We start from the raw sequence: 14,964 nt of genomic DNA on the forward strand, positions 1-14,964 counted from the left end.
TAACCGCCTCAATCCTCTTCCATTTGTAAATGTAGTTTGTGCAGTAATTCTGATAAGGTTTCTACTTCTGTTTTACCAAAATCACCTAACAATTCATGTAGGTAATTTTGTCGCTTTTCGATAACTTCTTGGATGATTCTTTCGCCCTCATCAAGTAAATGGATGTGTACTACTCGGCGGTCCTGTTCATCACGAATACGCACTACTAATTCATTTTTTTCCATACGATCGACTAAGTCTGTCGTCGTACTAAAAGCTAAATACATTTTATTCGATAATTCCCCAATTGTCATATCGCCCGATTCATGTAACCATTGAAGCGCTACGAATTGTGGAGGTGTAATCGTATAGTTACTTAATATTTCTCTTCCTTTTTGCTTAATTATATGCGAAATAAAACGCAGTTCTTTTTCTAAAAACGCTACTGTCTCATGGGTATGCTTTTCAATTTCACTCATTTAGTGCGTCCACTCCTCAAGAATTAAATCCTTCTATAGCTTCGTCTGTCTACTATTTTGGCAGACAAACACTATTTTGATGATAATTCTATTTTGAAGTGTTTTTTATGAAATAGCAAGCATCCATTCAGTGTAAAGATAATTCGTCTAGCCTCAATAATTCAATTAACGCTTGCGCTCTACTGGATACGCCCAGTTTTTGAATCGTGTTTGAAATATGATTACGCACCGTTTTTTCGCTAATGCCCAACTTTTGTGAAATGTCCTTTGTAGAATAGTCTAGTATCAATAATTGGAATATTTCCCGTTCTCTTTTCGTCAAAAGTGAACGATGCTGCGGGCTATTCATAAGGCAACACCCTCCTATCTCCTCTTCTATGTAAAGTATGTTAAGAGTTGTTAGGCTGTGAGGGCATTTTCACTATTTCCCATGCAATATAAATTTTTCTTTTTCATCCCAAGGAATGGCTTTACCAGTTTCTTTATCAATCTGTACAACTGTACCTCTACCAGTAAAACAAGGTTCATTCTTTTCGTTTTTTCCTAAATAATGAAGATCTATAGAAGTAGTACCGATTCTCGCTGCCTTTACATAGATTCGAAGAGTTTCGTCAAAAAATACTTGTTTCAAATAATCACATTGTAAGTCTGCCACAACAGGAATTTTCGTCACTTGTTGTTCTGTAGACCAATCAGTCATAAAACCGAGATGTTTCAAAAATTCAATACGTGCAAATTCAAAGTATGCAAATGGTACCGTATTGTTTAAATGGCCAAACATATCAGTCTCTGAAAATCGCACCTTTACTTCAGCATAAAATTTAAATTCTGATTCCCATTCAATTGGATTTTGAATATAATTTGCCTTCATCTTCATACCCCTTCCGTCATTTCTGCTCCCCATTCAAAATGAATAGTGGTTCATTCATTATAACAAAAGTGGTAAAAATTTCGAAGTAAACGATTGCTTAAATGACCTACAATTTAAACCAGCACTTACTAATACTGAAGTGACATCGTTCTATACTATGCAAGCAATAATAAAAGGGTATCTGAAAGTCATTCAAAATGACCCAGATACCCCTGAAATATTTTAAAAGTAATCAAACTTCTAAATTGTTATTCAAACTAATATTATCCCAATATATTAGTCAACCATACGATCCGAACCAAAGAAGTTACGGAACATTTGTACAGTTGTTGCACGGTTAAGTGATGCAATTGAAGTAGTTAATGGAATCCCTTTTGGACATGCAGCAACACAGTTTTGTGAGTTACCGCAGTTTGCAAGGCCACCATCTCCCATAATTGCTTCAAGACGCTCATCTTTGTTCATCGCACCTGTTGGGTGTGTGTTGAATAAACGTACTTGAGAAAGTGGAGCTGGTCCGATGAACGAAGCTTTTTCAGAAACGTTTGGACATGCTTCCATACAAACACCACAAGTCATACATTTAGATAATTCGTAAGCCCATTGACGTTTACGTTCAGGCATACGAGGACCTTCACCTAAATCATAACTTCCGTCGATTGGAACCCATGCTTTAACTTTCTTAAGAGCGTTAAACATACGACTACGGTCAACTTGTAAGTCACGGATAACTGGGAAAGTTTTCATTGGTTCTAAACGAATTGGCTGTTCTAATTGGTCGATTAATGTAGAACAAGATTGACGTGGACGACCATTAATTACCATAGAACAAGCACCACATACTTCTTCTAGACAGTTCATATCCCAAGTTACAGGAGATGTTTTTTGACCATCCGAAGTAACTGGGTTTTGTTGGATGAACATTAATGCAGAGATTACGTTCATTCCAGGACGGTAAGGAACTTCGAATTTTTCTACACGAGTAGATCCACCTTGAGTGTCTTGACGAGTAATTTCAAGTTTAACTGTTTTACCAGTTCCTACTGCTGTTGTCATGATTAGTGATCTCCTTTATGAATTTGATGAGTAGTCACGTTTACGTGGAGGAATTAATGAAACGTCTACTTCTTGGTAGCTAATTTCAGGCTCCCCAGTTTGTGGATTGAACTTCGCCATAGTTGTTTTTAAGAAGTTTTCATCATCACGTTCTGGGAAATCTGGTTTGTAGTGCGCTCCACGAGATTCGTTACGTAAAAGTGCTCCTTTAGTAATAACACGTGCTAGGTATAACATGTTTTTCAACTGACGCGTAAAGTGAGCACCTTGGTTACTCCATTTTTGCGTATCATTGATGTTGATGTTTTCCCAACGTTTTAACATTTCTGTAAGTGTATCGTACGTTTTTTCTAGTCGATCGTTGTAACGTACAACTGTTACGTTATCAGTCATTAATTCGCCTAGTTCTTTATGCAGTAGGTATGCGTTTTCAGTACCATCCATTTTAAGAATTGCATCCCATTTCTCTTGCTCTTCTTTCACACGAGCATCAAATAGAGATTGTGGAAGGTCTTCTGCGCGTTTCTTTAAGCCTTTAACATATTTCGCAGCATTTGGTCCAGCTACACTACCACCGTAGATAGCAGATAATAACGAGTTCGCTCCAAGACGGTTCGCACCATGTTGAGAGAAATCACATTCACCAGCTGCAAATAGACCAGGGATTTCAGTCATTTGATCGTAATCTACCCATAAACCACCCATTGAGTAGTGAACTGCAGGGAAGATTTTCATTGGTAATTTACGTGGATCATCCCCTACGAATTTCTCGTAGATTTCGATAATACCACCTAGTTTAATATCTAATTCATGTGGATCTTTATGAGAAAGGTCTAGATATACTACGTTTTCACCATTAACACCTAATTTTTGGTTTACACAAACATCAAAAATTTCACGTGTTGCGATGTCACGAGGAACTAGATTTCCGTAAGCAGGGTATTTTTCTTCTAAGAAGTACCAAGGCTTACCATCTTTATAAGTCCAGATTCGTCCACCTTCACCACGAGCAGATTCTGACATTAGACGGTTTTTGTCGTCTCCAGGAATCGCTGTTGGGTGAATTTGAATCATTTCACCGTTAGCATATGATGCACCTTGTTGGTAAACAATTGATGCTGCAGAACCAGTGTTAATGATTGAGTTTGTTGATTTACCGAAGATAATACCAGGACCACCTGTTGCCATGATTACAGCATCAGAACGGAATGCGCGGATTTCTTCTGTTTGCATATCTTGAGCGACAATCCCACGGCAGTGACCTTCGTCATCAATAACAGCACCAAGGAACTCCCAGTGCTCATATTTCGTTACTAAACCATCTACTTCATAACGACGAACTTGCTCGTCCAATGCATAAAGTAATTGTTGACCAGTCGTTGCACCAGAGAATGCTGTACGGTGCATTAAAGTACCACCGAAACGACGGAAGTCAATTAAACCTTCTGGAGTACGGTTGAACATAACTCCCATACGGTCGAATAAATGAATGATACCAGGAGCAGCATCACACATTGCTTTAACTGGTGGTTGGTTCGCTAAGAAGTCTCCACCATATACAGTATCGTCAAAGTGGATCCATGGAGAATCCCCTTCACCTTTAGTATTTACAGCACCATTAATACCGCCTTGCGCACATACAGAGTGTGAACGTTTAACGGGAACTAATGAGAATAATTCAACTTCAGTGCCTTCTTCAGCAGCTTTCATCGTAGCCATTAAGCCGGCTAAACCGCCACCTACGACGATGATTTTGCTTTTCGCCATGATTATTCCTCACTCCTCATTTTTTGCTAAGAACTTGTTGGATGTTCTATTATGTTATTTAAACGAATGCTAGAATTGCAGCTACACCTACGATACTTAGTACTACGAAGAATACCATTGTAACATATGATGCGATTTTTTGTGATTTTGGCGATTGTGTAATACCCCAGCTAACTAAGAATGACCAAATACCGTTAGATAAATGGAAAGTAGCTGATAAAATACCTACAATGTAGAATGCTAACATTAATGGATTAGCAACAATCTCTTCCATCATATTGAAGTCTACATCTGTACCAAGTGCTTTTTGGATACGTGTTTGGAAAATGTGCCAAGCGATAAAGATTACAAGGAATACCCCTGTAAAACGTTGAATTGCGAACATCCAGTTACGGAATGTACCAAAACGCTTCACATTATGTGTGGCAGTAAAGGCGATATAAACACCATACAAACCATGGAATAAAATTGGTATGTAAATTACTACCCATTCAACAATCAATAGTAACCAGTGTGGAACATATTCCATGATTCCAATTGAATTGTTGTAATTTTCTTCACCACCTGTAGCAGTGAAGTTCAGCGATAAGTGGAACACTAAGAACAGACCTACAGGGATAATACCTAGTAGTGAATGTAAGCGTCGCCATTGAAACTCTCGATTTTTCGACAAGACTGTTACCCCCCTTAGTACTTTAAATACTGTAGCCAATTTTCGTCACGATTTTGTAAACGTTCGTTAATTGACTGCGTATTTCATCATGGTACAATATTATGACATGTCCATTGTACTCTCAACAACCACTAGCGTCAAGGTTGCATGTTTTATTTTATAAAGCTGAAAAAATTAAATATCCGCTTATTAAACGCATAATTTTCTAAGAAAATCGTTTTTCTGCTCTTTTTTAGAAAAAATAGAAAAATCATGAAAGAAGGAAATTTAAATGACTTCACTTCATAACAAAACCATTCCAGCATTCGGGTATGAATTATTAAGGGATTATATTCTCCCTTCAATTTTAGGAAAACATGAAAAAGATGTCCTTTATTGGGCAGGGAAAGACCTAGCTAGAAAGTTTCCGTGTACCGACATCCAACTTCTCATCGCCTTCTTTCAAGATACAGGCTGGGGATTATTATCCTTAGAAAAAGAAGAGAAGGACGGCTATCTATTTCATTTATCCAATGATGCAGACTTATTAAAAGTAAATGATCGATCTTTTCGACTTGAAGCTGGGTTCATCGCAGAGCAAATTCAAACAATGCAAGGCTGTCTAACGGAATGTTTTGATGAAAAACTGGAAAAACAACAAAAAATAGTATTCACAGTGAAATGGGATCATAAGGAAAAAATAGTATAAAGATATAATTTCCTTCTATATAATATGGAATAGTGGAAGTGACTCATTCAACTGTGAAAAAATTGATCGCCTGCAGGATACTTTTCCTTGCAGGCGATTTTCTTTCTCATGATCTTAAACCAATTCTTCTACTAAATTGAATTCATCATGTAATACATTCGCTGCATGGACCATATCGTCTTGTGGAACGACAACTGATACTTTTATTTCTGATGTACTTACCATCTTCACCAATATATTTTCCTTGCGTAGGCGATCGAACATACGTGCAGCCACCCCTGGATTCGAAACCATTCCAGACCCCACAATTGATACTTTTGATAACCCTACCTCAAAATCCGCAAAGCTAAATCCTAATTGTTCTTTATTTTTCTCTAGTACTTTAATTGCTTCCGCAAAATCTTCTTTTGCAATCGAGAAGGATACGGTAGGTTTTACCCCGTCGATTACTGCTTGTACGATAATGTCAACGTTAATGTTATAGTCTGCTAGAGTTGTAAAAATATTGGCAAGAGACGATTGCTCGTAGGACTCATATCCAACAGTTAAACGAATGATTTCTGATTCATATGCGACACCACGAACCACAATATTTTTTTCCATATCAACATCTCCTTTAATTAACGTACCTTGCGTTGTTCCAAAACTTGAACGGACGATCAAAGGTAATTCGTAAGTTTTTGCTAGCTCCACTGCCCTTGGATGTACGATTCGGGAACCTAAATTTGCTAATTCTAGCATTTCATCATAGGTAATTTGTTTTAACTTTCGTGCTTCTTTTACAATGGAAGGGTCTGCTGTATAAATCCCATCTTGCTCCGTATAAATTTCGATATGCTCTGCCCCAAGTGCTACGGCAATTGCTACAGCAGTTGTTTCTGCTCCCCCCTCACCTAGCGTAAGAATATTGTTTTTCCGATCGACTCCTTGTGAGCCTGCTACAATGACAATTTCTCCATTTTTTAGTCGATCAATAATATATTCTGGGTTCATTTGATCAATGAGAACGTTTTTATTACTTTCAATCGTTTCAATACCCGCCTGCCAGCCTGCTAAAGAGATTGCCTTAAAACCTCTTTTTTGAATCGCGATCGCTAAAAGACTACTCGCAATTTGAGCATTTGTTGATTCGATTACGTGTAACTCTCTTTTTGAAGGCTTATCAGATAAAAGTTTTGCCAATTGTAAGTATTTATCTTCCATTAAATCCATATTAGGCACTACTACAATGACATTACGGCCGCGCTTTTTTTCATCAATAATTCTCTTGGCAATTTGTTCAATTCGTTCTGGATTTGATAGAGAAGAACTGTCAATTTTTATTACGATACTTACCATTGTTAACCACTCCCTTTTCATTGAAGGATTTTCATAGACGTTTTTTGCTGCATCTCAAAAAAGGCAACTTCCACAAGTTGTGAAAAGCTGCCTCAAACATAGTAAAAGATACATGTCCTTTGAGTAGCCCTCCAGAAATCTATACTATTTCTGACAGTCTTACATTTATTCAATGCAAAACCAGCAAATAAATCTGAACAATTGATTTATTGCTTCGGCAAGTCTCCCTTTTACTAGCTTTCTACGGAATTGTTCGTCCTCTAGCTAGATACTTTTGATCCCTGCACCTCTACTATTTTCTATTCAATTTACTTGTGCTTACAATATCATACAATTATTCCTTTGACAATGTGTCATTATGGAAATGGTTATAAATTGCATGAGCAGTTGCACTTGGAATTTGAGCTTCCATCAATTGTTCAACTGTTGATTGTTTTATTTTTTTAATCGAACCAAAATGTTTTAACAATTGTTGTTTTCGTTTTGGACCAACACCTTCTATGTTATCTAATACCGATTGAATTGCGTTCGTTTGATGTTGTTGACGCAAGAACGTAATGGCAAAACGATGGACTTCATCTTGAATGCGTTGTAGTAAGTAAAATCCATCACTCGTTCTTTTCATCTCAATCGGTTCTGGAGGCTCGCCAAAAAGAAGTTGCGATGTATTATGCTTCTCATCTTTTGCTAACCCTGCAATCGGGATGTAAAGACCTAGTTCATCTTCTATTACTTCTCGCGCTACTTCCATTTGCCCTTTCCCACCATCAATGATAATCAAATCAGGGAGAGGTAAATTTTCCTTTAACACCCGTGTGTATCGGCGGCGGATTACTTCTTGCATGGCACCATAATCATCATGTTTTGCAGTTTCACGCAGTTTGTATTTACGATATTCTTTTTTGGCAGGTTTTCCATCGATAAAAACAACCATGGCTGATACTGCATCTGTTCCATGCATATGGCTATTATCAAATGCTTCTATACGTAAAGGAGCTTCAATGTTCATTGCATCGCCTAGCTCTTCACATGCGCCAATTGTCCGTTCCTCTTGTCTTTCAATAAGTTGGAATTTTTCATGTATCGCAATTTGGGCATTTTTCATTGCTAAGTCCACTAGTTCTTTTTTCGGACCACGTTTTGGTATGACAACCTTTACATCTAGCAATTTTTCTAAAATCGTCACATCGATCTCATTTGGAATAAAAATTTCTTTTGGCTTAATATGTTCTGCAATTTCATAAAAGCGCCCGATAAATGTTAAAAATTCCTCTTCTGGATCTCGATAAATTGGAAAAATAGAAACATCTCGTTCAATTAGTTTTCCTTGACGTACAAAGAAGACTTGCACACACATCCAACCCTTTTCTACTGCAAAACCGAATATATCGCGATTGGACAGGTCAACTGAAATCATTTTTTGTTTTTGCATGATCGTTTCAATGTGGGAAATTTGATCACGAAACTCTTTTGCTCGTTCAAATTCTAAGTTTTCAGCCGCATCCATCATTTTCTTTTGTAATTCTTCCTTCACCTCTTCATAGCCACCATTTAAAAATTTCGTAATTTCATCGATCATGTCCGAGTAAATATGTGGTTCGATTTCATTTACACATGGTGCTAAACATTGCCCAAGATGATAATACAAGCAGACGCGATCCGGGAGCTTTGCGCATTTTCGAAGTGGATAAATTCGATCTAATAATTTTCTTGTTTCATTGGCCGCAAATGCATTGGGATATGGACCAAAATATTTTGCTTTATCTTTTTTCACTTTTCGTGTCGTTAAAATGCGCGGATATTTTTCATTCGTTATTTTAATATAAGGATACGTTTTATCATCCTTCAGCATAATGTTATATTTTGGATCATGAAGTTTGATTAAATTTAACTCTAAAATTAACGCTTCTAAATCACTAGAAGTCACGATATATTCAAAGTCTTCAATTTCACTTACTAATCGTTGTGTTTTGCCATCATGGGAACCTGTAAAATACGAACGGACGCGATTTTTTAAGATTTTTGCTTTCCCAACATAAATAATCGTTCCTTGTCGGTCTTTCATTAAGTAACAGCCCGGTTCTTCCGGTAAAATAGCTAATTTATTTTGAATGGTTTCATTCATCTCATCACCTAATTATTTATCTTTTTTTATTATTATAAGAGGTGAGAAGATACAAAAGCGAGGAAAAGGGTGAATTTGAAGGTAGAAAATTAACTTTTAGATTCATGGCAAATCAGATTGGTTTATTCGCAAATCCCCCTTCCCGAAACGCAAAAAAACCCAGGCACATGATCAAATGCCTAGGTTCATATTTAAATGATTATTTATAGTTATTGATAAACTCAACTAAAGCTTCTTTTGGTTGGAAGCCTACAGTTTTTGCTACTTGCTCACCGTCTTTAAATAATAGTAACGTTGGAATTGACATTACTTGATATTCAGCAGCAGTTGCTTGGTTATTATCAACGTCTAATTTTACGATTTTTACTTCGTCGCTTAACTCCGCATCGATTTCTTCAAGAACCGGTGCAATCATTTTACATGGTCCACACCAAGTAGCCCAGAAGTCTACTAATACTAATCCTGAAGCGATTTGTTGTGAAAAGTCTTGATCTGTTGCGTGTACAATTGCCATTTTAAATAGCCTCCTTAAATCTCAATTCTTAAAGTAGTATAGCACGTTGAAAAAAAGAGTAACAGTAAATTGAACTGTGATTGTTACATTAAATTTACAAAAATGACGTATAAGGAATCAATATAAAATGAAAAACCCCACCAAATCGTTGGTGAGGCACAGTGAAATTATGAATTTACTTTTAAAGCTTTGAACTCTTCAATTAGTAACGGAACGACTTCGAATAAGTCGCCTACAATTCCGTAATCTGCCACTTTGAAGATGTTCGCTTCTGGATCTTTATTAATGGCAACAATTACTTTTGAATTGGACATACCTGCTAAATGTTGAATTGCTCCAGAAATACCTGCTGCAATATATAAGTCAGGTGTTACGACTTTCCCAGTTTGTCCAATTTGTAAAGAGTAGTCACAATAGTCTGCATCACAAGCACCGCGAGAAGCACCTACTGCTCCGCCTAGTAAGTTGGCTAGTTCACGTAATGGCTCAAAACCTTCTGCTGATTTGACACCACGGCCACCTGCTACAACGACTTTCGCTTCGGATAAATCGACACCTGTTGCTGCTTTTCGTACAACTTCCTTAATGATTGTACGTAAGTTTTGAATATCAACGGAAATTGAAACGACGTCACCAGTGCGAGATGTATTTCTTTCAAGTGGTGCAATATTGTTTGGACGGATTGTCACGAAAACAATTCCCTCTTTTGTTTTTACCTTTTCAAATGCTTTGCCTGAGTAAATCGGACGAACAAATAATGCGTCGTCGCCATTTCCTTCAATAACTGTAACATCTGAAATTAAGCCAGATTGTAGTTTAGAAGCAAGCTTTGGCGATAAATCTTTTCCTAATGAAGTGTGTCCAAAAACAATTGCTTCTGGTTTTACTTCTTCATTAATGGCCATGAATGCTTGGCTAAAGCCATCCGATGTATAAGAAGCTAAATTTGGATGTTCTACAACGACTACGCGGTCTGCACCATACTCTACTAAACTACTAGCTAATTGAGAAACATTATTTCCGATTAAAGCCCCAACGATTTCACCGCCATCAGCGATTTGTTTTGCTGCTGCAATTGCTTCAAATGAAACATTACGTAAAACGCCATCACGAACTTCACCTAACACTAACACTTTCTTTGCCATATGATATCCCTCCGTTACCCGTTCACATTTTTAGACTACTTTTGCTTCTGTATGAAGTAAATTTACAAGTTCTTTCACTTGGTCTTTTATATCACCGTTTAAAATACGCCCTGCTGACTTTTGAGGTGGTAAAAAGATTTCTACCGTTTCAATTTTTACTTCTACATCATCTTCATCGATGTCTAAATCATCTAGTTCTAGTTCTGCAAGTGGTTTTTTCTTCGCCTTCATAATTCCTGGTAAAGAAGGATAGCGCGGCTCGTTTAAACCTTGTTGAGCAGTTACTAGTAATGGTAATGAAGTTTCAATTACTTCTGAATCTCCTTCAATATCACGTACGATTTTAACGTTCGTACCATCAATTTCTAAATTCGTAATTGTCGTCACATAGTTAATTCCTAAAAGGTCTGCAACACGAGGGCCAACTTGACCAGTTCCGCCATCGATCGCTACGTTCCCAGCTAAAATTAAATCAGCCTCTTTATCTTTTAAGTACTCTGCTAGAATGTAAGCTGCAGATGCTTGATCTAACTCATCTAAATCATCTTCCGTATTAATTAAAACGGCTTCATCTGCCCCCATAGCTAATGCAGTACGTAATTGTTTTTCTGCATCTTCTCCACCAATTGTTACAACGACTACTTTTCCGCCTTTTGCGTCACGTACTTGAATCGCTTCTTCAATCGCATACTCATCATAAGGATTAATGATGAATTCTGCACCATCATCTTGAATTTTACCATTTGTAATGACAATTTTTTCTTCTGTGTCAAATGTACGTTTTACTAATACAAAAATATTCATATCACTGACCTCCTAGAGTAAAATTACTTTCCTGTAAATGTTGGTTGACGCTTTTCAATAAATGCTTGAATTCCTTCTTGTGCATCTTGTGACTCAAAGACTGTACCAAAGCTTTCGGATTCGGCCTTTACTCCATCATAGTACGATGCATGTTTACTATATTGAAGCATGTCAATTGCAGCTTTTAATGTGATTGGACTCTTTAAAGCAATCTTTTTCGCTACTTCAACTGTCTTTGGCAGTAATTCATCCACTGGGAATGCTTTGTTTGCAAGCCCCCATTCAACAGCTTCAATACCGTTAATCGGTTCACTTGTAAAGAGCATTTCAGCCGCTTTTGCCATGCCAACATACCTTGGTAGTCTTTGTGTACCCGCAAATCCAGGTATTAAACCAAGTGTTAATTCTGGTAAGCCTAATTTTGCATCTTCTGCGACATAGCGCAAATGACAACCCATTGCTAGCTCTAACCCACCACCTAAAGCTGCGCCATGAATCGCTGCAATAACTGGTTTCGGAAATGTTTCTAAACGCTCAAATACTCGCTGTCCACTACTAGCTAACTTGGAAAATTCTGCACCAGATGTCACTTCAGTAAATTCTTTTATGTCGGCTCCTGCTGAGAAAAATCTACCCTCACCATGGAGAACGATGACACGCACTGAACTATCATTCTCTAGTGCATCTAGCATTTGATCAACTTCTTGTATTATTCCTTGCGATAATGCATTTGCAGGTGGTCGTTGAATTGTAACAATCGCTACCCCTTCATCAATGTTCCAACTTAGAAACTCCATTCTCCCACACCCCTAATTTTTCAATCCATTTAACAGTAATTGTCTAACTTTTGGAGCAACTTCAATTAAATCGTATCTGAACTCGTTCATTACCCAAGACGTAATCGTTTCGTCTATTGTTCCGAAAACCATTTGTCTTGCAATTCTTACGTCCATGTTTGGATCAAATTCACCTTTTACCATACCTTCAATTAAAATTTCATCCAATAATTTCAAGTACTCTTTTAAGATCATGTTAATTTTTAAACGGAGTTCTTTGTTTGATTGTCTTAGTTCTAATTGTGTAACTGTAGCAAGATGGTGGTCATTAGCTAACACAGTAAAGTGATTATCAATCATATTCGATAATTTCTCTGTGGAAGATTCCCCGTTTTGTATAATGTCTTGCAAATTTTCTACGAAGACACCCATTTTCTCTTGGAATACCGAAATTAAAATATCTTCTTTGTTTTTAAAGTATAAATAAATTGTGCCATCTGCAATGCCGGCTTGTTTGGCAATTTTAGAAACTTGTGCTTGATGATAGCCGTTTTCTGCAATGGCGATTACGGCGGCATCAATTATTTGTTTATATTTAGGTTTGTCTCGTTTCAAGTTGATCACCACCAAAAAAATATGAAAATATGAATGACCATTCATTCATATTTTCATATTATAATTTAGAAAACATTCTGTCAATAAGATCACCTTGATTATTTTGCCTGTAGTTCAAAATTTTTTTGTTTCTCCTCTTCTACTAACGTTCGTCTTAAAATTTTACCTACTGCTGTTTTTGGTAATTCTTTTCGGAACTCGTAAATTCGAGGTACTTTATAGGCGGCTAAGTTTTGTCTGCAGTATTTATTTAATTCTTCTTCTTTTACCGATTTTCCTTCTTTTAATACAATATAAGCTTTAACTGTTTCGCCTCGATATGGATCTGGCACACCAGCTACGACACATTCTTGAATGGCATCATGCTCATATAGTACTTCTTCAACTTCTCGTGGATAAATATTAAATCCACCAGCGATAATCATATCTTTTTTACGGTCGACCACATAGAAATATCCTTCTTCATCCATATAGCCTAAGTCGCCCGTTAAGAACCAACCATCTACAAAGTTCATAGCTGTTTCTTCTGGTCGATTCCAATAGCCTTTCATTACTTGTGGACCTTTAATAGCAATTTCGCCTATTTCTCCAGACGGCATTATTTCACCATCACTAGAACGGATAATCGTTGCTTCTGTATCTGGCCACGGCACACCAATTGAGCCTCTCACTCGTTTACCCCAAATAAAGTTTGCATGCGTTACCGGCGATGTTTCCGTTAAACCATACCCCTCTACAAGTTTTCCACCTGTAATTGCCTCAAAGCGTTCTTGCACATCCACTGGTAAAGGAGCTGAGCCACTTAAACACGCTTTAATGGACGACAAATCATATTTTCCAATGTCAGGGTGATTTAATAGACCAATATACATGGTCGGTGCACCCGGGAATAATGTTGGCTTTTGTTTATCAATTGTTTTTAACATTTGGTCAATATCAAATTTAGGTATTAAAACCATTTTACTACATTTCATGACAGATAAAATTAATACCGTTGTCATACCATACACATGGAAGAAAGGTAAAACGCCTAATAGTACTTCTTCTCCATCTTTACATTTATACATCCAGGCATCACACATTAATGTATTGGCAATTAGGTTTTTATGGGTTAACATAACTCCTTTTGGCGAACCTGTTGTTCCTCCTGTATATTGAAGTAGCGCGATATCTTCTTCAAAATTAAAGGAAGTTTCAATTGGTAAAGCTTCTTGTGTGCGCATAATTTCTGTGAATAAATGCGTCATACCTTTATGCTCTACCTTTACACTAAATCCGTATTGTTTCTTTTGAATAAATGGATAAATTAAGTTTTTAGGAAACGGTAAATAGTCTTTTATTGCCGTTATGATAACGTTTTCAATTTGTGTAGCTTTTAATACCTTCGTAATACGCGGATATAAAATATCGAGTGCTAAAATAATTTTAGCCCCTGAATCGTCCATTTGATATTGTAATTCTCGCTCAGTATAAAGCGGATTTGTTTGCACCACGATGCCACCAGCAAACAAAACGCCATAATAAGCAATTACAGCTTGTGGGCAGTTTGGTAGCATAATTGCGACACGATCGTCTTTTTCAATACCAAGTCGCCTAAGATAATTGGCAAACTTTAAGGAGGCATCATACAACTCCTTATAAGTTACATCTCTGCCCATAAAATGAATGGCAATTTTATTTGGGTATTTTTCATACGCCTTTGTTAAAAAGCTTTGAACTGGAACTTCTTCATACGTTAAGCTATGAGGAATCTCGTCTGGATATTGCGAAAGCCAAACCTTTCCACTCATGAAAATCATCCCCTTCGGTTCAAATTTTTAAATTTTCTTACAATTATTATAATGGATATGTACTAGGCTTTCAAACTATTTTTATAAAACTTTCTTATTTTAGCTTACTCACGCACTTTTTTTCTCGATTGCGTTAGATAGCTAGTTTTATAAATTATATAAAGCTCAAAAGCAATTAAATTATTTTATTAAAGTAATAATTTGTCCAATAAAAACAAAAAGCTAGTAGATGTACTTTACATCTACTAGCTTCAGATTGTCGACAAAAGGCTTTCAGAATGGTCTCATTCTGAAAGCCTTTTGTCATTTTTCCGGATTTTTGGGTATTATATCGATTTATTTTA

The 14,964-nt window shown here is 36.8% G+C and carries 15 protein-coding genes and 1 riboswitch; of the genes, 1 reads left to right on the plus strand and 14 read right to left on the minus strand.

Annotated elements, in window-relative coordinates; all coding sequences use genetic code 11:
• Nucleotides 1-8: 8 nt before the first annotated feature.
• The 6 genes from EK386_RS13030 to EK386_RS13055 form a co-directional block, all read right to left on the minus strand.
• A complete protein-coding gene (locus tag EK386_RS13030) occupies nucleotides 9-458 on the minus strand; it encodes a MarR family winged helix-turn-helix transcriptional regulator (protein ID WP_126659614.1) in 450 nt (149 codons plus the stop codon).
• A 127-nt stretch (nucleotides 459-585) separates the two neighbouring features.
• Nucleotides 586-807, minus strand: a complete 222-nt coding sequence (locus EK386_RS13035; RefSeq protein WP_126659615.1) for a helix-turn-helix domain-containing protein — start codon at nucleotides 805-807, stop codon at nucleotides 586-588.
• Between the two features lie 72 nt (nucleotides 808-879).
• Nucleotides 880-1,335 (minus strand): acyl-CoA thioesterase, encoded by a 456-nt coding sequence (locus tag EK386_RS13040; RefSeq protein WP_126659616.1) that lies wholly within the window; start codon nucleotides 1,333-1,335, stop codon nucleotides 880-882.
• 270 nt (nucleotides 1,336-1,605) lie between these two features.
• A complete protein-coding gene (gene sdhB / locus EK386_RS13045; protein WP_126659617.1) occupies nucleotides 1,606-2,385 on the minus strand; it encodes a succinate dehydrogenase iron-sulfur subunit in 780 nt (259 codons plus the stop codon).
• 15 nt (nucleotides 2,386-2,400) lie between these two features.
• A complete protein-coding gene (gene sdhA, locus EK386_RS13050; protein WP_126659618.1) occupies nucleotides 2,401-4,152 on the minus strand; it encodes a succinate dehydrogenase flavoprotein subunit in 1,752 nt (583 codons plus the stop codon).
• A gap of 58 nt (nucleotides 4,153-4,210) precedes the next feature.
• A complete protein-coding gene (locus tag EK386_RS13055; protein WP_126659619.1) occupies nucleotides 4,211-4,825 on the minus strand; it encodes a succinate dehydrogenase cytochrome b558 subunit in 615 nt (204 codons plus the stop codon).
• Nucleotides 4,826-5,096: 271 nt separating this feature from the next.
• Here EK386_RS13055 and EK386_RS13060 point away from each other — a divergent pair, with 271 nt between their 5' ends.
• A complete protein-coding gene (locus tag EK386_RS13060) occupies nucleotides 5,097-5,513 on the plus strand; it encodes a YslB family protein (protein ID WP_126659620.1) in 417 nt (138 codons plus the stop codon).
• Nucleotides 5,514-5,627: 114 nt separating this feature from the next.
• Here the strand turns inward: EK386_RS13060 and EK386_RS13065 are convergent, their stop codons facing one another.
• The 8 genes from EK386_RS13065 to EK386_RS13100 form a co-directional block, all read right to left on the minus strand.
• Nucleotides 5,628-6,851: an aspartate kinase gene (locus EK386_RS13065; RefSeq protein WP_126659621.1), complete on the minus strand. Its 1,224-nt coding sequence runs from the start codon at nucleotides 6,849-6,851 to the stop codon at nucleotides 5,628-5,630.
• A gap of 116 nt (nucleotides 6,852-6,967) precedes the next feature.
• Nucleotides 6,968-7,151: riboswitch (Lysine riboswitch) on the minus strand.
• 34 nt (nucleotides 7,152-7,185) lie between these two features.
• Nucleotides 7,186-8,976, minus strand: coding sequence for an excinuclease ABC subunit UvrC (gene uvrC, locus EK386_RS13070; protein ID WP_126659622.1), 1,791 nt, complete (start codon nucleotides 8,974-8,976; stop codon nucleotides 7,186-7,188).
• A 199-nt stretch (nucleotides 8,977-9,175) separates the two neighbouring features.
• Nucleotides 9,176-9,490, minus strand: a complete 315-nt coding sequence (gene trxA, locus EK386_RS13075) for a thioredoxin (protein WP_126659623.1) — start codon at nucleotides 9,488-9,490, stop codon at nucleotides 9,176-9,178.
• A gap of 167 nt (nucleotides 9,491-9,657) precedes the next feature.
• Nucleotides 9,658-10,635 carry an electron transfer flavoprotein subunit alpha/FixB family protein gene (locus EK386_RS13080; protein ID WP_126659624.1) on the minus strand — a complete coding sequence of 326 codons (978 nt, stop codon included), beginning with the start codon at nucleotides 10,633-10,635 and terminating at the stop codon, nucleotides 9,658-9,660.
• Between the two features lie 30 nt (nucleotides 10,636-10,665).
• Nucleotides 10,666-11,439: an electron transfer flavoprotein subunit beta/FixA family protein gene (locus EK386_RS13085; RefSeq protein ID WP_126659625.1), complete on the minus strand. Its 774-nt coding sequence runs from the start codon at nucleotides 11,437-11,439 to the stop codon at nucleotides 10,666-10,668.
• Between the two features lie 23 nt (nucleotides 11,440-11,462).
• Nucleotides 11,463-12,236: an enoyl-CoA hydratase gene (locus EK386_RS13090; RefSeq protein WP_126659626.1), complete on the minus strand. Its 774-nt coding sequence runs from the start codon at nucleotides 12,234-12,236 to the stop codon at nucleotides 11,463-11,465.
• A gap of 12 nt (nucleotides 12,237-12,248) precedes the next feature.
• Nucleotides 12,249-12,830: a fatty acid metabolism transcriptional regulator FadR gene (gene fadR, locus EK386_RS13095; protein WP_126659627.1), complete on the minus strand. Its 582-nt coding sequence runs from the start codon at nucleotides 12,828-12,830 to the stop codon at nucleotides 12,249-12,251.
• A 98-nt stretch (nucleotides 12,831-12,928) separates the two neighbouring features.
• A complete protein-coding gene (locus EK386_RS13100) occupies nucleotides 12,929-14,620 on the minus strand; it encodes a long-chain-fatty-acid--CoA ligase (RefSeq protein WP_126659628.1) in 1,692 nt (563 codons plus the stop codon).
• Nucleotides 14,621-14,964 lie beyond the last annotated feature (344 nt).

The organism is Lysinibacillus antri (assembly GCF_003977595.1).
In the GTDB taxonomy this organism is placed as follows: domain Bacteria; phylum Bacillota; class Bacilli; order Bacillales_A; family Planococcaceae; genus Ureibacillus; species Ureibacillus antri.

What these genes read in the sequence shown, in the direction of transcription:
- trxA (WP_126659623.1), bottom strand. Translation starts at nt 9,490, where the DNA reads ATGGCAATTGTACACGCAACAGATCAAGACTTTTCACAACAAATCGCT.
- EK386_RS13090 (WP_126659626.1), bottom strand. Translation starts at nt 12,236, where the DNA reads ATGGAGTTTCTAAGTTGGAACATTGATGAAGGGGTAGCGATTGTTACA.
- EK386_RS13035 (WP_126659615.1), bottom strand. Translation starts at nt 807, where the DNA reads ATGAATAGCCCGCAGCATCGTTCACTTTTGACGAAAAGAGAACGGGAA.
- EK386_RS13030 (WP_126659614.1), bottom strand. Translation starts at nt 458, where the DNA reads ATGAGTGAAATTGAAAAGCATACCCATGAGACAGTAGCGTTTTTAGAA.
- uvrC (WP_126659622.1), bottom strand. Translation starts at nt 8,976, where the DNA reads ATGAATGAAACCATTCAAAATAAATTAGCTATTTTACCGGAAGAACCG.
- EK386_RS13080 (WP_126659624.1), bottom strand. Translation starts at nt 10,635, where the DNA reads ATGGCAAAGAAAGTGTTAGTGTTAGGTGAAGTTCGTGATGGCGTTTTA.
- sdhB (WP_126659617.1), bottom strand. Translation starts at nt 2,385, where the DNA reads ATGACAACAGCAGTAGGAACTGGTAAAACAGTTAAACTTGAAATTACT.
- EK386_RS13040 (WP_126659616.1), bottom strand. Translation starts at nt 1,335, where the DNA reads ATGAAGATGAAGGCAAATTATATTCAAAATCCAATTGAATGGGAATCA.
- EK386_RS13085 (WP_126659625.1), bottom strand. Translation starts at nt 11,439, where the DNA reads ATGAATATTTTTGTATTAGTAAAACGTACATTTGACACAGAAGAAAAA.
- sdhA (WP_126659618.1), bottom strand. Translation starts at nt 4,152, where the DNA reads ATGGCGAAAAGCAAAATCATCGTCGTAGGTGGCGGTTTAGCCGGCTTA.
- EK386_RS13100 (WP_126659628.1), bottom strand. Translation starts at nt 14,620, where the DNA reads ATGAGTGGAAAGGTTTGGCTTTCGCAATATCCAGACGAGATTCCTCAT.
- EK386_RS13060 (WP_126659620.1), top strand. Translation starts at nt 5,097, where the DNA reads ATGACTTCACTTCATAACAAAACCATTCCAGCATTCGGGTATGAATTA.
- EK386_RS13065 (WP_126659621.1), bottom strand. Translation starts at nt 6,851, where the DNA reads ATGGTAAGTATCGTAATAAAAATTGACAGTTCTTCTCTATCAAATCCA.